The sequence below is a fragment of the Halanaerobium sp. genome (assembly GCF_003070835.1).
Genome location: NZ_QBLR01000016.1, coordinates 14,450 through 33,432, shown reverse-complemented (window position 1 = coordinate 33,432; position 18,983 = coordinate 14,450). Strand labels below are relative to the sequence as shown.

At 31.9% G+C, this 18,983-nt stretch carries 18 protein-coding genes; all 18 read right to left on the bottom strand.

What is annotated here, in order from left to right:
- On the bottom strand, positions 1-744 hold a 744-nt coding region (locus CI949_RS03510), incomplete at its 3' end, for a DUF362 domain-containing protein (protein WP_290763062.1).
- Between the two features lie 218 nt (positions 745-962).
- Positions 963-1,403, bottom strand: a complete 441-nt coding sequence (locus tag CI949_RS03505; protein WP_290763061.1) for a DUF523 domain-containing protein — start codon at positions 1,401-1,403, stop codon at positions 963-965.
- Between the two features lie 28 nt (positions 1,404-1,431).
- Positions 1,432-3,408: a diguanylate cyclase gene (locus CI949_RS03500; RefSeq protein ID WP_290763060.1), complete on the bottom strand. Its 1,977-nt coding sequence runs from the start codon at positions 3,406-3,408 to the stop codon at positions 1,432-1,434.
- A gap of 236 nt (positions 3,409-3,644) precedes the next feature.
- On the bottom strand, positions 3,645-4,673 hold the full coding sequence (locus CI949_RS03495) for a lipoate--protein ligase (RefSeq protein ID WP_290763058.1): 1,029 nt from the start codon (positions 4,671-4,673) through the stop codon (positions 3,645-3,647).
- 39 nt (positions 4,674-4,712) lie between these two features.
- On the bottom strand, positions 4,713-5,645 hold the full coding sequence (locus CI949_RS03490) for an ADP-ribosylglycohydrolase family protein (protein WP_290763056.1): 933 nt from the start codon (positions 5,643-5,645) through the stop codon (positions 4,713-4,715).
- A 96-nt stretch (positions 5,646-5,741) separates the two neighbouring features.
- Positions 5,742-6,932, bottom strand: a complete 1,191-nt coding sequence (locus CI949_RS03485) for a hypothetical protein (protein ID WP_290763053.1) — start codon at positions 6,930-6,932, stop codon at positions 5,742-5,744.
- A gap of 98 nt (positions 6,933-7,030) precedes the next feature.
- Positions 7,031-9,382 (bottom strand): hypothetical protein, encoded by a 2,352-nt coding sequence (locus CI949_RS03480; protein WP_290763051.1) that lies wholly within the window; start codon positions 9,380-9,382, stop codon positions 7,031-7,033.
- Positions 9,383-9,526: 144 nt separating this feature from the next.
- Positions 9,527-9,913, bottom strand: a complete 387-nt coding sequence (locus CI949_RS03475) for a hypothetical protein (RefSeq protein ID WP_290763049.1) — start codon at positions 9,911-9,913, stop codon at positions 9,527-9,529.
- 50 nt (positions 9,914-9,963) lie between these two features.
- Positions 9,964-10,953, bottom strand: a complete 990-nt coding sequence (locus CI949_RS03470; RefSeq protein WP_290763047.1) for a dipeptidase — start codon at positions 10,951-10,953, stop codon at positions 9,964-9,966.
- A 42-nt stretch (positions 10,954-10,995) separates the two neighbouring features.
- Complete coding sequence (locus CI949_RS03465) at positions 10,996-11,370, bottom strand: DUF2007 domain-containing protein (RefSeq protein WP_290763045.1); 375 nt, start codon at positions 11,368-11,370, stop codon at positions 10,996-10,998.
- A 3-nt stretch (positions 11,371-11,373) separates the two neighbouring features.
- A complete protein-coding gene (locus CI949_RS03460; RefSeq protein WP_290763044.1) occupies positions 11,374-12,243 on the bottom strand; it encodes an SAM-dependent methyltransferase in 870 nt (289 codons plus the stop codon).
- 45 nt (positions 12,244-12,288) lie between these two features.
- The gene (locus CI949_RS03455) at positions 12,289-12,591 is read right to left on the bottom strand and encodes a Dabb family protein (protein WP_290763042.1); all 303 of its coding nucleotides are present in this window, start codon (positions 12,589-12,591) and stop codon (positions 12,289-12,291) included.
- Between the two features lie 16 nt (positions 12,592-12,607).
- Complete coding sequence (tsaA, locus tag CI949_RS03450; RefSeq protein ID WP_290763039.1) at positions 12,608-13,564, bottom strand: tRNA (N6-threonylcarbamoyladenosine(37)-N6)-methyltransferase TrmO; 957 nt, start codon at positions 13,562-13,564, stop codon at positions 12,608-12,610.
- 26 nt (positions 13,565-13,590) lie between these two features.
- Positions 13,591-13,893 carry an MTH1187 family thiamine-binding protein gene (locus CI949_RS03445; protein WP_290763037.1) on the bottom strand — a complete coding sequence of 101 codons (303 nt, stop codon included), beginning with the start codon at positions 13,891-13,893 and terminating at the stop codon, positions 13,591-13,593.
- Positions 13,894-14,115: 222 nt separating this feature from the next.
- The gene (gene arcC / locus CI949_RS03440; protein WP_290763035.1) at positions 14,116-15,048 is read right to left on the bottom strand and encodes a carbamate kinase; all 933 of its coding nucleotides are present in this window, start codon (positions 15,046-15,048) and stop codon (positions 14,116-14,118) included.
- Entirely contained in the window at positions 15,048-16,481 is a 1,434-nt protein-coding gene (locus tag CI949_RS03435; protein ID WP_290763033.1) for a DUF1116 domain-containing protein, read from the bottom strand. The genes arcC and CI949_RS03435 overlap by 1 nt, the downstream gene beginning before the upstream one ends.
- A gap of 1 nt (position 16,482) precedes the next feature.
- Positions 16,483-18,036: an acyl-CoA synthetase FdrA gene (gene fdrA / locus CI949_RS03430; RefSeq protein ID WP_290763031.1), complete on the bottom strand. Its 1,554-nt coding sequence runs from the start codon at positions 18,034-18,036 to the stop codon at positions 16,483-16,485.
- A gap of 2 nt (positions 18,037-18,038) precedes the next feature.
- Positions 18,039-18,965, bottom strand: coding sequence for a DUF2877 domain-containing protein (locus CI949_RS03425; protein ID WP_290763029.1), 927 nt, complete (start codon positions 18,963-18,965; stop codon positions 18,039-18,041).
- Positions 18,966-18,983: the final 18 nt, after the last annotated feature.

Below are 18,983 nucleotides of genomic sequence, written 5' to 3'. Positions count from 1 at the left end.
GTTCATTTCTAAAGGTGTACCTTCATGAGGTCCCTGGCCTTCCATAGCAATAATTCCATCAATAATTGTTAAATCTGCTTTTCTAATCCTTAAAAGATCAGCGATTTTTTGGTCAAGATCTATTCGATGAGTATCCTGCTGCTGACCGGAAGGATGAACATTTGGAATAATTCCCTGCCAGTTTTTTAAACCTAAGGTAACAGTCCCACCTAAGTGAGTTTTCATCTTGGGCAGATTAATTAACACATCTGCATCCAAGATTGGTCTAAAGACTGAAGCTTTTTTGAAAACTTTAGCCATGGGAATATCAACTTCTACTGATGCTTCTTCGTCAAAATATAATACCTTATCAGCTCCACCTCTATATGCAGCCTGCTCCATTTCTGCTGCTTTAAAAGCAGGTTTTGCTCGGCCAACATGTTTACCTAAAGATGGGTTATCTCCAACCCAGACTTCTCCAGCCTGTGATTCCTCTTTTAACAGAGAAACCAGGGCTTCAATTACCCGCGGATCTACAACTGAAAAACTTTCCGGTGGTGCCAAAAAGGCCAGATTAGGCTTTATCAAAACTCGATCACCATTTTTAACTAAATTATCAATACTACCAACACTTTTTTCGATTACTTCTCGTAACTTATCTTTGATTTTTGAAATATCTTCTTCATAGCGCTTAAATTTACCACCGATAAATTCTTCATTTCCCTTTAAAGAGTCAAATTTACTGATCGAAACTTTTGTACTCATTATATAACCCCCTGTGATAATTTGAAGTTACCATTAATCCCAACTAAAGCCGCTTTAAAGAAAACACTTCATATATTTTTACCCCTCCTTTTTTTAATTTTCTGAAAATTAATTTTGAATAAAATATTCCCGATTACTACCATTAAATTTAGATATAAAATGGAATATTCCTGCAACCTTAAATATTTTATTTGATTATTTAAATTTTTTTATGTTAATTAATCAAGCTCATCTAAGTCGTCAACAGTTAGAATTTCTATTCCATTTTCAAGCAGAACTTCAGTCGTAATTCCATTTCCTTCAATTAAATTGCCGCTGAAAGTCCCATCATATATTTTGCCATACCCACAGGAAGGACTTCTCTGCTGCAATATCGCCTTTTTAGCATCTACTATTTTAGCAATAGCAGCGGTTTTCATTGCACCTTTAATAAATGCAGTTGTCACATCTCTGCCCTCTTTGTCCACAACTTTTCTATTTCCTGATTCATCTCTAACTATCTCTGACTCTAATCTTGGAGTTTCTAATCCTCCTAGCATTTCAGGACAAACTGGAATTGCCTTACCTGCTTTTACTAATTCTAATACCTTTTCATTTAAATTATTACCACCATCATAACGGCAGTTAATCCCTGCCAGACAAGAACTTACTATATACATTCTAAATCTCCTTTTGAAAACATATTTTTTATTTACTATTCTTTTCCTTTAAAAAGTCTATAAACTTAATTGCTAATTCAGGATCAAATTGAGTCCCAGCACAGCTTTTAATTTCCTTAATCGCTTCTGCTTTAGTCATCCTTTTTTTATATGGTCTTTCCGAAGTCATAACATCATAAGCATCAATTATTGAAATTATCCTTGCTAAAAATGGAATTTTACTACCTTTAAGTTGTCTCGGATAACCACTACCATTCCAACTTTCATGGTGAGAGTAAATTTCTTCTGCAATTAAAGCAAATTCTCCAGAGGCCTTTACAATATTATAGCCTGCTTCCGGATGCTGTTTAATTGCTTTCCATTCTGCTTTAGATAATTTACCAGGTTTTTTTAAAATATAATCTTCAATTGTTATTTTCCCAATATCATGCAGGGTTGAAAGCAGCGCTAATCTGTTTAGTTCAAAATTAGATAGATTTAAATAACGGCCAAAATTAATAGATAAGCGTGTCATTCGAACAGTATGTTCTTTAGTTTCATTGCTTTTGACTTCTAATGTGCTAATTAAGCCCTTAACAATCTTATTTTTTATACTCTTACTTTGTGATAATTTATTATGATACATTTTATTATCTGCCCTTTTAAAAGTCTGATAGATTTCTTCCTCAATTGAATCTTTAACAGCGATTCCAAAGGAAATAGAAATTGTTAAGTTATAATTATTAGCTTCAGGGATTTTTCTTTTAATTCTGGCAACAATTTTTTCAGCTGCTGCTGTTGAAGTCTGAGGCAGTAAAATAGCAAATTCATCTCCACCATGACGAGCTAAAATATCCTCATCTCTAATTTCATTTTTAATTAATTCAGCACTTTTTTTAATTAAACAGTCTCCCATTTGATGGCCAAAACTGTCATTAATAACTTTTAACCCATTAATATCAGCAACTATAATTGCCAGGGGCAGCTGCCTTTCTGTATCCAGGCGCTTTAATTCCTCTTCAAAAAATCTGCGATTATAGAGACCGGTTAAACTATCATTGTAAGTTAGTTTTCTAATTTTTTGATAGTCTAAGTGTTTAGAAAATGCAGTTGTAATAAAATCAGTAAAAATCTTCAGTAGCCTAATATCTTTTTTAGAAAATTCCCTTTTTTCTCTCACAAAATCGAAACCAAAAAATCCAAACAACTCATTTTCAATAAACATTGGCATTACAATAATAGATTTTATATTTTGCATTCTCAATAATTTCTGTTCAGGTTTTGCCTCCTCAGCCATATTATTCACATCTTGAATTGAGATAAATTGATTCTTTTTTAACTTTGACATCCACCAGGGAAATCTGACAGTAGGAAGCTGCTGTAGTTTGCATTTTTGAGGTTCAATCCCCTGAAAAGACCATTCATATGTATTAGACATTTTTCGATTATTATCTGTAAATTGAAAAATGTAACTGCGGTCAATATCAAAAAAATATCCTATTTTTTCTAAAACACTGTTTATTTTTCGATCAAGATTAGCTGAATTCAAATCAAGCAAATCACTGGAAACTGAGGTTAAAGCTCTCTGAAATCTGAGCTGATATTCTAATTCTTGCTGCTGTATTTTCTTTTCACTAATATCTCTAAAATTCCCATACCAGATTATACTTCCATCAACAATTCTTTCTGGTCTGGCAGTTCCCTGAATCCAGAGCTCACCTTTTTCAGGTAAGAGCACCTTAAAAGTCTCTTTCCAGAGTGATAAAGCTGCTGCTGATTCTTCAATCGATGCTAAAACCTGATCAATATAATCAGGATGCATGCGCTCAAAAAGTTTAGAACTATCTTTCATAATTACTGCTGGAGAAAGCTCAAAAATATCATGTATTCCCTGAGATACATAAATGTAAATTATTTCTTCATTTTTGGGGAAGTAACGAAATTGATATAATGCACCAGGAGCCTGATTAACTAAATTTTTAAGTAGTTCTTCTAATTTCTGCTCACTAGACAGATCACTACGCATTTTAATCATCTCCCTGTTGTATTAATTTCGCTGTATAAACATCAAAGTGTGTTTTCATTTAACTTTATTTGAAATTGCAATTAGGGTTTAATTTCAGATATATCTTTTTTTAACTTTATTTTCCTTATTATATTATAATTCTTTATAAAATTTCAGAATCCTTTAGTTTTTTAAAATTAAACTTATATTTATTCTATAATTATAAACTGTCAATCTAAACCTACTTCTTCCTATTACTAAATTATCTGATTTAATTCATTTTCTAGCCAGCTTAAAAATCCTTCTTTAACTGCCTCAGAGTTATTTTGGTCTGGCCAGTTATAACTATCAAGTACTTTTTCTGCTCCAGCCAGCATTTCCTGCTGTTTAAACTGCTTTCCGATTAAGGAATTGGACAGTTTCGGTATTAAATCACTGTACATGGCATCAGAATATAAGGTGGCCTCTGCAATAGTTCCTGAAGCTAGTTTTAGATTCAATTCTACTTCTCCCCACTGAAAGCGGTTATTAAATGAGATATCAAAATCCGGGGTTTTTCCCAGCCGCCAGTCCCAGGAAGAATATTTATTATTTAGTTCTTTAAGCTCTTGATTTTCTTCGATTTTAATTTCATTTAGAGCCTGACCCTGATTGTATAAATCAGAAAAACTATTTTTAATAGCTTCTTTCACTGCTGCTACTGAAATTTCTGCATCAGTATCACTCAGGTTCATAACTCTTGATCTGAAAGACTTAATCCCCTTAGATTTGATTTTAGCATCTGAGACATTCAGGTAAGAAACCAATTTTTCAAGATCACTATCTACTAAAACTGTTCCGTGAATGTAGGCGGCTTTACTTCCAAGATAATATGCATTACCTGATATTTTTTTTCCACCACATATAATATCATTGCGCCCGGAAAACTCAGCAGCTATACCTATATCCTGCAGAGCTTTTAAAATTATTTTTAACTTTTCTTTTAAGTCATATTCCCTCCGGGGCATTAAAAGGGTATAGTTTAAATTGCCCAAATCATGAAATACTGCTCCTCCGCCAGAAAGACGGCGAGCTAATTTACCACCAGCAGCTTCTAAATCATTAATTCTGCATTCCTGCCAGGCATTTTGGTTACGTCCAATAACAACTGTATTATCATTCTGCCAGAGATAAAGTATTATTTCGTCTTCTTCTAAATCATTTAATAAATATTCTTCTAATGCCAGGTTATACCAGGGGTTATATCCCTCGCCAATAACCAAACTAGCTTTTAAATTTTCTGTCATTTACTAAAAACACTCCTTCAATTTAATAATTGATTTATTTTAAATTTCTTCTCCAAAGCTGTTGATTAATTCTAATACATCATCTAAACGTGCCAGCTGCTCAATCCATTTTTTAGGGATACTGTCAAAGCCATAATATATCCCAGCCAGACCGCCTGTGATTGCAGCAACAGTATCGGTATCTTCACCTAAATTTACTGCTTTTAAAACAGCCTCTTGATAAGAATTGCTTTTTAAAAGCACCCAGAATACTGCTTCTAAGGTGTCAACTATATAGCCTGTAGATTTTATTTCAGTTTCTGCTGAATCTTTAATATTTCCAGATAAAATTCTACTATAATATTTTAGTTCTGAACTTAAATTATCTTTCTCTATAAAATTATTTATGTGTTTTACTGTCTTTTCATAAGCCTGCTCCAGGTCAGCTTCCATGATGAGTCTTTGGGCAAAGTCAAGATAGATATAGCAACCCAAAATAGAACGGGGATGAGAATGAGTTAGTGAGCTAACTTCTTCAGTTTTTTTAAGCTTATCTGCTGACTCTGTATCTATTAAGTAAAAAGCAAGTGGTAAAATTCTCATCAAAGAACCATTCCCATTGTCCCTTTCTCCTCCTGCTCCAGCTGCTGTTGCTTCCATTCCCTGCCTCAGGTTGGCGATTGAAACCCTGGTTGTATTACCAACATCAAAAGTCTCCCCACCAGCAGTCCAGTAAGCCTTATCAAGCCAGCTGATAAACTTTTCCGCCTGGTCATTCAAATCATATCCATTTAAAAGCGATTCCATAAGACAGATGGTTAAAGAACTATCATCAGACCAGGTTCCAGGAGGTTGATTATAGGTCCCATAGCCCCGCATATCTCTTACAGGATCTTTTTTTAGTTCTTTTCGACTTTTAAATTCAACAGGTACTCCAAGTGCATCGCCAACTAAATGTCCTATAATTCCTGCTTTTAATTTATTTTTTAACATAAATTAAGTAGTTTCACCTCACTATCTCTATTTGTATATTCTTTAAAAGTCTTAAATTAGTTTAAGGTTTAATCTAATTTAAATGAATTTATAAATCTAAAAAGAGCTGCCAAAACCAATATTAAAAATAGGATCAGAATCTAAATTATCAAAACCAAGGTCTGCTCTAATCGGTCCTGAAAAAGAATAATATATTATTCCTACCCCGGCATCAGTTTCACAGTCATAGTCACTCAGGCTCATATTGCTGGCAGAAATTTTTGCAGTGTCAATAAAGAGAACTCCCCAAATTTTTCTCTGCCATAACTGACGCTGATATTCTAAAGTTCCTTTTAAATACTTTGTGCCTGCAAATTCATATTCCTGGCCTCTAATCGGTATTCCACCATCACTCTTACTAAAAGCTCCAGCAGTAAATTGGTAATTAAAAGGTGTTTCATCTGAAGCATATCCACCTTTAAAGTCTGCGATAATTTGAGATTTATTATTCAGCTCAAAACCTTTATTTATGTTAATTGTTATTTTATTAAAATCACTTTGATCATCATCTAAAGAAAAGGCCCTGCTTAAACCTGCTTCAAAGTTAACTGCTCCCCTATAAAGAAAATTATAATCTGGGATCAGGTATTCCTGTTCTAAATCCTTATTTAAAGTACTATAATCGTTTTTTTGATATTTTAAAGAATAAGTATTTTTTATATTAACTACTGGCAGGCTTTCAATTTCAAATTTATAAAAATTGCCTTCAGTTAAATACTGCTGCTGATTAAATTCTAAATCCTGGTCAAAATTCCTCCAGGAAAGTCTGTATATTTTACCCTGATCAGCCAGATATTCTAAACCATATTCCTGATAGGAATCATCACTCCAGTCAAAAGCAAGATTGTAGCTGATTCCATTTCCAGCCGGATTCCAAATTTTTTGTTCAAATTTTTCTCCAAGAAGGCCTGTAGTCTTTCTAATTGCAAATTCATAGGGGTGGATCATAAAAACCCCACTCTCCTCTGCCTCTACAATAACCTTTAGTTTATCCTGAGTAATTTCTCTGCCTGCAAGCTTGAGTGTAAACGGATTGAAAAGATCACTGTTTAAAAGCCTCTGCCGGCTTAAAATTAATTTTTCTTCCTCAAATTTTTCTCTTACAGAAAAGGCTAGCTGTTTTTCTATAAGACTGGTATCACTTTTCTGCAGTCCTTTAATCTCAATTTCCGAGATTTCAGCTGCTGCCGCAGGAACAAATAATGTTAGAATATAGATTGTTATTAAAACTAAAATTATATTTTTCATTTTGGGCTCCTTAAGATGCATTTCAATTATTTTACGACTATTTAATAACAATACCATTAATGTACTTTTTTATAAGAATATAGCTAGAAAGACTTAAACTAAAGTCTATTAATTTGTTCATTTATTTCAGATAATCTTTTTTCAATTTTAGACAATTTTTCTGGTTTATCTCCATATATCCAGACTGGAACATTTTGGCCAAAATAGTTTTTTCCCATTCTTTTTTCAATTAAATAATGACCTTTAGAAAGATAAAAATTATCCTTTAGTTTATCTTGATTATAATTTATTATATAAATATTTGATTCATCTAATAAGGTTCCATAAGTACTTAGAGCAGCATTAACAGGAGAAGATCTACCTCGAAGGTAAAGCACATCTTCACTTCTATCTTTTAGCTGGCCTTGAATATTAAATTCAGTATTCTTACTAGAAATTTTAATATACTGTTCATTAATTTTATGATATTTTTGATGTAATCTATATATTTTTTCTCTATCAGTAAAAACTTTATACTCATCTAACAATTTTTCTAAATCATCATGTGATAGAGTTTTCATTAATTTTTTGATAACTTTTAATTTATCATTATTGACTAAAAAATTATCATTATATAATTTAGCTGAATATAAATCATCTACATGATCTAAAGCCTGTTTTCTAATTTCTGTTTTTAATTCAGGAATAGCATTTTTAGCTTTTACAGCTTGATCAATATTATTAATTGAGTTTAAAACAATATTTACTGTTTCATTTTTATATTCAGGAAAATAATTTATAATGTTTCTATATTCTAAATAACTAATGCTTTGATTAAAATATCTCTGTCTGGCAGCAGATTGAATTTTATTGATTTTGAAATTTTTAGCAACTTCAAAAAGTTCAGTTTTTGATAACTGGCTTAAAACTTTATCAATCTTTAAATTTTCTAAAGGATAGTAATTGACAAATTTCAAAAGCTTATCTTTTGTATTAACTAATGAAATTACTTGTTCTCTCATTTTGATTATCGAAAAAACATCTCTAAAATCTTTGGTTATCTTTATAGCACCATCTATAGATTTTGAATTATTTAAGTTAGCTTTAACTATTTCATAAAGCTGAGAATTAGCAGGTCCATTAGATCTAGCAGCGTACTCATAAAAATTATTTTTGTATTTTACAGCTGAGTCTAAACTATTGACATATTTTAAAGCTTTTCTTCCTGCTGTCGCCTGATATTTATAATCTTTAAACTCTTTAGCAGCTTTAATCATTTGATCCAAATTTTTTGATCTATCAAGATATTCATAAATCAAAGTACTTACTGCAGGAAAATCAGAAAAAATAGTTATTAATTTTTTGATTTCAGTTGTGTTTAAATCATCTTTAAGATTATTTATTATACTATCGACATCATTATTGTTTATACTTTTGTAGAAAACATTATGAAATTTATCAGCAGTTTTAAAGCTGTCCACATATTTAACAGCCTCTTTTTTAGCTGTAATTTCACTTCTCTTTCCAGAAATAATATCTGATTCTAGCTCAACCATTTTTGCGTAACCATCTTTTTCTTTTTCTCCATTAAGTTTTTTATCAACAATATTTTTTTCCTTGTAATCATTATTATTATCTAATTTACTGTTATCTTTAATTTTACTATTTTTATTAATTTCTTTTTGCTTATTGAAAGTTTCTTTTTTTGCTGAAGGACTTTCCTTTAAATATTCTTTTGCCCTTTCTGTAAATTGATTATCCTCAGTAAACTCAGCTAAAAATTTCTCCGCACTTGTTCTGTCTTTAACAAAATTATAAGCTGTTTTTCTCACATAATCTGGACTATACCTTTTAAAATTAGGATACCTATTTATAGTATCCAAAACATCATCAATATTTTCACTTTTTTTAAGTAGTAAATCATCAAGACCATTAAAGCTTTGACTTTTAAATATTTCAGATAATTTAATAAGTTCTTCTCTGTTTAATTTATTTTTAAGTTTTCTATAAATATCTCTTGCCTCTTTATTATAGTCATCTAAATTTGGGAATAGTTGTTTAAAATCTCTGGCAGTTTTTAAATCTTTAACATATTTAACTGCTTTAGATCTAGCAGGATGAAACACATAATTATTTTTGGGAACTGCACTTAATAATTTTGCCAGGTCTTCTAAACTATCACTTTTAGCTAGAATAGCCCTGTGAACGTTACTTATTCTATAATTATTCGGATAAATCTTCATTAACTTATATAGATCATCTTCATTTAATGATTTTGCCAATTTTTCAACAACAAACTCTGCCTGATTATCGTGATCTTCTAAATCAGGGAAAATTTCTTTAAATAATTTAGCTGTTTCTAAATTATAAACTAACTCAGCTGCTTCTTTCTTCAACTTTATAATTTTATTGCGATTAAAATTTTCTTCTGCCTGCTTAACTTCAGTTTTAATTTCATTTAATCTTATCAAATTGTCAGCACCTAAAATATTAATACTAGAAATAAAAACAAATATTATCGTTAAAAAAATTATTTTTTTAGTCACCTAATCACCCTAGATTATATTTTTATTTTATATAAACACAAAAATTATATAAAGATCTATTGAGTAAAATCATTCTTTTCTGGAAGAGAAAATTCTTAAAACAACATAGGCTATCAAAGTAAAGATAAAGAAAATCAGCAAAACAGTAGCGATACTCTGCAGAGATCCAATTAGAGTTCGGTAAATTTCTAGAGTCCAGCGTTCTGCAGTTAATTGAACAATTTCTCTGTTGTCATATCGGGAGGTAATATATTTTTCTAAATCCCAGACTCTAACTCCGCCTGAAATACCAACAACATAGATTGCGAATTTAATATATTTAAGCCAGGCTTCATTGATTGCTTCTGGAACAATTAATTGTAAAATCTTATAAATCGAATCATTAAAAAGTTTACTGACAATGTAACAGACCAATAAAGCTACCAAAAAAGTAACTATTAATAATAAGTAAAACATAGACCTACCTCTTTTCTGTTTTTGATTTGATTAAATAATTATGGTTTTAATTAATTTAATACCTCTTTGATTACTCTCAAAACATTTTCTAATCTAAATTTATCAATTAAATCATCACTCCAGCCATCTTTCTTAAGAGCTTTAAATAAAAGTGGCATTTCACTGCTTTTTGTGATCTCTAAGTCACCCTGAATTCCATCAAAATCACTTCCCAGAGCAAGCACAGACTCACCACCAATATTTTTTATGTAATTTAAATGTTCTATCATCTCTTCCAGCCGGCTTCTTTTATCAGCAGAATTTTTATTTAGTAATTGGGGAGCAAAATTAAGTCCGATCACCCCACCCTTTTCTGCAATCTTAGTTATCATATCGTCTTTAAGATTTCTGGGATTAGCTGCAAGAGAACGCACATTAGAATGGGAGGCTACAAAAGGTTTTTCACTGTGTTCGGCAACATCGTAAAAGCCTCCATCTGAAAGATGAGAAACATCAATAATTATCCCTATTTTATTCATATATTTTACTGCTTCAACTCCAAATTGTTTGAGCCCTTTTTTCATAATTTCCTGATTATCAGAATTGGGCCACCCAAAACAGTTTTCATAATTCCAGCTTAGAGTAATTAATCTAACTCCAAGTTCATAATACTTTTTTATTTTTTCTAGATCACCATTGACACTTCTTCCATCTTCAATTGTCAAAAAGGCAGAAATTTTATTTTCATTTTTATTATTTAACAAATCCCGATAATTATAGGCCATCTCAATCATTTTATTATTTTTTTTAACCTCATTTTTTAAAATGTTAAGTAAATCTTCTATATATAAATCATCATCAATTTGTGCTAAATTTAATTCTTCTAAAGTTGACTGATCAGGCATAAATATAGCAAAAAATTGGGCCAGCGCTCCTCCAGCTTTTAGTCCCTTGAAATCAACACTCAGCTTATTATTTTCCAACAAATTATCCTGATCATATTTATTATAAATTCTCAATAAGCTGTCACAGTGCAGATCAATATAACCCAAATCAATCATCTCCTCAGCTCTTATTTTTCATAATCAATTTTTAAAACTAAATCAGAAAATTAAAGCTATTAAATTTAAAATCAGATAAAGAATAATAACTATTTTAGCAATCTGAGCTAGATAAAAAGAAATACTTTTCTCGCGCCTTATATCTTTTTCAGCCTTTTGATTCTCCGCTGTTCCATTAGAATTATCAACACTATCTATATTTAAGCTTTTTAGCAGTTCTTTAGCCTTTCCATAATCATTTTCTGATACATAGAGTTCTATATTGTAAGCAGAATAACCCATATAGATCATGCTGTAGCCGCCAAACTCGTCATGACGCACAATAACTTCAATATTGTTATCATTAAGCAGTGCTTCTATCATTTCTGCTTCTCTAGTGCCAACTGTTATTAAATGATGGAGTTTAAAATTATTCATATTTTACCTCTTTTCTGCGTAAACAATTCTTTCTCCAGCATAAATATTTATTTCTCGACTGGTTAGATGAGAATATCTTTTTTTATACTCTTCTCTACCCACATCTTCAATTAGATTTAAGCCGTTGTCATTTAATATAGTTTCAATTTTTGAGCTTTCAATTCCAGTTTTCCAGTCTAAACCCATTTCCTCAACAAAGGAAATTATCTGCTGATCAACTTCAGACCTATCTGATCCATCAACTATTCCTTTTTTGACATAGCTGAATAATATTTTGCTTCCTGTTTCTAATTCAGCAAAAAAATCAAATATTTTATCTACTGATTTTTGTTCTATATACTGAGTTACACCTTCCCAGATGACCAGAGTTTTTTTATTAAAAGCAAAATTATTATCAAGCAGCACCTCTTCTAGCTTCTTTTTATCAAAATCAATCTCAACCAATCTTACATGATCTGGAATTTTCTTGTATAATTTTTTTAATCCTTTTCTTTTTTTAGAAATAGTCTGAGGATGATCTACTTCAAATACCTTTAACTTTTCAACTCCGTCAAACCTGTAAGCTCGAGTATCAAAACCAGAACCAAGAATCAAAAGCTGTTCAATTTCTTTTAAATTCTCCTTTAACACATCATCTATATACTTTGTTCTGTAAAGAAGATTGCCAATCACACCTGGCATTTCCTTATCTCTTTTTGAATATATCATTTCTCTTAATGGTGAAAATTTCATTAATTTCAAAAATAATTTCCAAAGAGGAGGTAACAAATAAAAAGCCGTTCTGTCATAAAAAAGACGCTCGTCTTCCGGGTAATATGACTCCGCTGCTCTCAGAGCAGCATTTGATAGGGCAGAATAACTTATATCTTTCATTTAGATTACCTCCTTAAATTATCAGGTACTGTAAAGTCTTTTTAATTAATTTTTATAATCAACTAAAACTCTTTTGGCAGCAGTTTTCCCAATAAAAGCCGCTACCTTCTTGTGTTCAGGATGATTTTGATATTCATCAAGATCAGTAAGACTCTCAAATTCAGTAATTAAAACTAAATCATAAGCAGCCTCACTCTGGTTGATATTTTTACCAACCTCAATGAATTTAATTTGCTCAACTAAATCTTTGAGTGATAAAAGTTTCTTTTCTGCTATTTCAATATTTTTCTCCCTATCTTTTCCCTCAGCAAAATCTTTAAACTCCCACATTACCACATGTTTGATCATTTTTATTACCCCCATTTTATTTTAGACTCTGATTAATACTTCCGTCTGGCAGCTCAATTTCAACATTTTCCTCAATTTTAAAGTATTTATTAATATCAGCTTCAACAATCTCAAAAGCTATTTCCTGCCAGATTTCTTTCATTTTCTCTTTATCATTTTTAGATCCATTTTCTTTAGTAATAACTTTTTTGAAAAGCTTGGCTGCTTCAGGATATTTTTTCTTAATATAATCAGAATCTTGGAGCTGATATCGCAAATTTTTATCGGGCTCAGCGCTTTTGAGGAAGGTAACAGCAGTTTTATCAAAATCTTGATAAATAAGTTTATTATTACCGAAGGTTGTACCTGCCGTATATTGAATACCATCAGTAAAGCAGCTTTTTGTTTCTACAACAGCTCGTAAACCTTCCTTTTCATTATTTTTTAGATTCAGCTTATTCAATGCATCTGCAGCAGCCAACACTCCCAGAGCAAGATAGGGACAGTAATGGCCGTGAAATTCTCCCGCTTTTAGCAGCAGTTCATGCAGATTCTGGTATTTAATTAAATCATTTATATGATAACGAGGTGTCTTTTTCTGTAAGGATAATGAAGGCTGATCCATAAAAGAAGCATAAGGTTTGATATCCAGAACAGGAGTCCCATCTATTGCATCAAGTCCATAGACATGTAACTTATTGCCTTCTCTTTTCAATAACTCCACAGTCGTAATTCCAATTGGACTTGGTCTGCGGGGGCTTCTGGAGGTAAAAAGACCTCTTTCAGGTCCTTTTCTTCTTTTACTTATTAGATCATAACCTTCAGATTTGTGAAAATAGAAAATAATCTGCAGATATTCATAATCATCTATCTGATCAAGCCCATCAACATATTCAGCTTTGATTTCGATAATACTTTTACTTTTTTTCATTTCATCAGGACCGACTGGTTCTTTATACTTACTTCTGACTTCTCCTATTTTCTTTACTTCCATAGTCATCTCCTTCTGATTTGAATTATTTATTTAAGTTTTTCTTCAACTGAATTAATTTTTTTGTTCATTGCCGCTTCCTTGTCACGGCGGTCATCAATTTTTAAGCTTGTTGTAACTCTTAAAGCACCATTTTCAAAAGGAACTTCATGCATCTTTTTAGTGATTTCAAAAATATCAGCAAGTTTTCCTTCTAAAATAGTTCCCATCGGGGTTAATCTGTACTTAACTTTATCCTGATCTTTTAAAACCTGATGACAGCCAGCAACATAACTGCTTAAACTTGTGCTTTCTGTACCTAATGGTACAACTGTAAGTTCTGCAATAACCATCTTAAATCCTCCTTTTTTAAAAATTTTAATTTATAATATACTAAAATTTATAATTACTTTAATTTTTTCCTATCTTAATTTTAACACTCAAAACCAGATAAAACAATAAAAAATAGACGGCTTAATCCTTAAAACAAAGGATAAGCCGTCTAAATTATTTTTCGCTTTATTATTTAACTAAATAGATACTATTTTCATATTTTTATTTAAAAAGATTTAATTTCAATTATAAACTAGTGTTCCACTATTTCCTAGTAATGCTTCTTCTGCTTTCTCTAAAGAAGCAATTATAGACTTTCTACCTGTTTTGGACTGGACAAACTTTATAGCAGATTTAACTTTAGGAAGCATACTACCTGCTGGAAACTGATTATCTTTAATATAATTATTGGCTTCTTCAACTGACATTTCTGCCAGTTCTTCTTCAGATTCTTTACCAAAGTTAATGCAGACTCTGTCTACTGCAGTTAGAATGAAAAGAAAATCAGCATCAATTATTTCTGCCATTTTTTCACTTGCTAAATCTTTATCAATAACTGCCTCAACACCCTCTAGCTGGTAACCTTTTTTTGCTACTGGTATTCCTCCACCACCAACAGTAATTACAACATGATTATTTTTCAATAAAGAATTTACCGAATTTTTTTCAATAATATCAACAGGGGCAGGAGAAGCAACTACTCTTCTAAAACCACGGCCAGAGTCTTCAATCATTTTGTATCCTTTTTCTTTTTTTATTTTCTCTGCCTGTTCTTTGCTATAAAAAGCACCGATTGGTTTTGTTGGATTTTTAAAAGAGTCATCATTTTCATCAACTAGAACCTGAGTAACTAAAGTTACGACATTTTTATCAATCTGTCTTTTTCTTAGTTCAGAGCCAATAGCATTCTGAAGATGGTAACCGATATATCCCTGACTCATTGCTCCACTTTCCGGAAGAGGCATTGCCTTTACTCTTTCATCATTTTGAGAAGCAACCTCCATTCCGAGGTTTATCATGCCAACCTGAGGTCCATTTCCATGAGCGATAACAACTTCGTGTCCCTGTTCAATTAAATCAACTACTGAGCGTGCAGATTCTTTTACAATTTGAAGCTGCTCCTGAGGGCCATTTCCTAGAGCATTCCCCCCTAAAGCAAGCATTATCCTACTCATTAGGCTTCACTCCCAGCAATTTTTTTGCTCAAAGCTATAATAGCTTTTTCAAAACACTCTGCAGGAGGATTAACAATACCTGCTCCAACCTGTCCTACTCCAGCTACTTTATGAGCCATTCCAGTATTAATAATTGGTAATCTACCACTTTCAATTACTTTCATTACATCAATTCCTATTGCTGAACCTCTAAAGTTTAGAGTTGGAATTGAGAAGTTATTATTTTCTCCTTCAGTTATCTCATACATTTGCTTACTGTAGTTTATAGCATCATCAACAGTACCTCCAACAAATTGAACAATAGCTGGAGCACCGCCCATTACAAAGCCACCAAGTCCCATTGTTTCAGTTATAGTGCTGTCACCAATATCAGGACTGGCATCCTCTTCTGTATAACCAGGGAAAAGTAGCCCTTTTACCATTTGAGCTGGACCGGTAAACCATTGATCTGCATCTAAGCTGCTGATTCTTAAGCCAAACTCGACTCCATTACGGGCCATGGTTGTAACTAAAGTAGAGTTTTCTACACCATGTGCTGCATCCAGTGCAGCCTTACAGGTAGGCATTGATAGATTTAAAAAGTAGTGGTCATTTTCCTTAATGAATTTCAATGAATCAATTAATACTTCTTTTTCTAAATCCGCCTCTAAAAAGTAAGGCGTAATCTCTCTAAAAAAGAGACTGGTAGAGGCTTTGTTTCTATTATGACACTCATCTCCCATATGCAGTGCCTGAGATATTATTGCCTTGAGGTCAATTCCTCCATCTATTAAAGCAAGAGCTTTCTTTAAAGCTGGTGCATAGGTAGTTTCAATAAACTTTAATCTATCGATTACTTCTTCACTAAAGGCTCCATATCTTAATACTTTACCAAGCCCCTCGTTAACTGTACAGTATGTTTTATTTCCATACTTAGAATTCTCAACAATATGCACAGGCATTGAAGCTGACATTACTCCAGCCATCGGACCTACTGCACTATGCTCGTGGCAGGGGGCAAATTCAATTTCTCCAGATGCTGCAAGTTCTCTAGCAGCATCTTCATCGGCTGCCAGCCCTTCATAGATTAAAGCTCCAATTACTGCGCCTTCCATTGGACCACACATATCTTCCCACGCTACTGGAGGTCCTGCATGTAAGATTAAATTCTTTTTCATTCCAGGAACAACATTAATCGCCTGATCTATACCAATTAATTTGGCCTGGGATGTTTTTAGTATTTCCACAACTTTTTTGTTTGCTTCTGAAATTTCTGCTTGATGTTCACTTAAATTATCTAAAGCTTCGATTAATTCTGGCTTACCTCCTGCAGGTGGCTGCCAGTCTAAGCCAACAACTTCAACATTTTGTGCTGTAAGATCTTCTTTAAAGTTAGGGTTACCAATATTAATTACATTTAATTCTTCTGCAAATAATTCATTTATTTTAGACATTTTATACCTCCTCAGCCAGAATTTCAGCTGCTATTTCTGCTGCCTCTACATTATTTTCTGCTAATATAGAACCAACTTCTTTAAGCTTTTTCGCCTGCTGGCTGTAATTTTGATAATCTGATTCAGTTCCACAAATATAACTTATAAAAATTAATTCCCTGTTGTCATCAGCTGCGATTTTTTTAGCTTCTTTTATTGCCTTTACTGAAGCCCCTGCTGGATCAGAGTGGGAACCATATCCTAATTCAAAGTCAAGTAAAATGACTCCTACTTCGGGGTCTTTAGCTTCTTCTAAAATTCTTTCATTTCTTAGTGATGGCTCAATCATTGGATGAGGTTTTCCTAAAGTAAATTCATCTTCCCCCATATCTAAGAGAACATTACCCTGATAATTATTAATATCAGCAAGCTTTTCCTGCTCATTTTTGGCAATATTACTTTTAATCTCCTCTAATTTATCTCTTAAAATATAGAGTGCTTCAGCACAGAGAGTACCACCACCAAATAACCCTCTTAAATATTTTTGCTTTTTATTTAATTTGGCTTTTTCCTCTTTTATCTTAGCCTGGAGTTCTTTATTTTCTTTAATTCCTGTCTTCTTTTCAACAGTAATTCCAGCTGCTTCGACTGATTTTAAAGCTGCATCTTTTAAAGTGTTTGCAAATACTATTTTTTCGTCATCACTGTCTCTATCACTTTCTAAAAAGCAGATCACAAATTTTTTGTCGATTTCTGCAGCAACTTTTAAGATCTTTGCTTCTACTTCTTCAGCAGGTGGTTTAGAAATCAAAGTAATTACTTCAGTTTCTGGATCAGCAGCCAGTGCTTTTATAGATTGAATCATCATTTTACCGCCAATTTCTTTCTTTAAATCACGACCACCAGTTCCAATCGCCTGAGCTACTCCACCTTCGTTTTTATCAATTTGAACCATTACTTCCTGCAGACCTGTACCAGAAGCAGCTATAAGTGAAATATTTCCTGCTTTAACTTTATTTGCAAAACAAAGGCCTTTGCTATTTATTGCAGCAGTACCACAGTCAGGCCCCATCATCAGCAGACCTTTTTCGACAGCGAGATCTTTTAGTTCATTTTCAGCTTCTATACTTACATTATCACTAAAAAGCATAACATTTAGATCATTTTTTAGAGCAATTTTAGCCTCTCTTGCTGCATACTGTCCGGGAACTGAAATCACAGCAAAATTAGCTTCAGGGAAGTCTTTTAAAGCTGAATTTATAGTTTTAGCTTTAACTTCTTTCTTTTCCCCTTTTTTATCATCTTTATTATCTAAAAGGTCTTCAACTTTTTCTAAGGCAGTTTCGTACTTTTCTTCATTTTCAGCCTTAATGGCAATAATTAGATCGTTTTCACCAGCTGCCTCAGATTCTTCTGTAGCCATCTCAATGTTATTTAATAGATCTTTATTCATTGCTGTTCCCATTGAAACAACAGCATCTTCTACACCATCAACATTTAAAATTTTATTTGAAAGTGACATTAATGTTACTGAGTCATAATAACTATCTTTTTTAATTAAAGTTTTAGAATACATTTTTACCCTCCATTATTTTCTCTAATATTTATAATTACGTCAAAAGCTGTCATTATTCCGACAGCAATATCTTTACCAGATGTCGATCCTATTTCTAATACATTCTTAATAACTTTTTCTTTTATTTTTTCTTCTGCAGTTAATGCGTTTATTAGTTTATAAATATTTTCTCTTGTACTACCTCTTATTGAATACTTTAGCATTTTTTTACTAATATCAGTTGTTTCAATTTTGAATTTTTTGAGTATTGAAACTATTTCCAGGAATAATTTTTCGCCTTCTTTTAGCAGATAGAATACGGAGAGCATTCCAACTAAAAAGTCATCCCCAGAAGGTGTTAAACCAATCCCAAAACCAATTATACTTTTTATTTCAGCAGTTATATCTTCTCCAGCTATTAATTTAGCTTTTAAGTTAGATAATCTAAGATTAAGTTCTTTAGAAATCATCCCTGAACTTTGCTCAAACTTTTTATCAGAATGAAAATTAGCTAAATAAAAATACCCACAGCCGTCTGTAGTTAATTTACTTTTTAAATATGAATCAAATAAATTTTTATTCTTTTTAAAATAAATACTATTAACTTTATCAATCTTTGCTGCAGGTACTGTCCATATTTTTAAATCAGCTAAAGAAATTTGTAATTTATCTGCTATAGTTATTTTTTGATCATAATATTTAACTTCCATTTCTTGATTAATAAAGTTGAAATTAATTTTAGAGTCAACTATCAAAGTTGCCGGACCATTGTCAAGTTCATTGTTGGCAATTGTTATTAAATTTCCGTTTGCATCTATAAGATTAATAACTCGATTAAAAACACTATGGATTTTGAGCCCATCATTTTCATACTTAGTTACATAATCCAAGAATTTATGATCACAACTTTTCGCTTTTAGATTATATCCTTTTGGCAAATTTTTTTTCATAATCTTAAACTCCATATT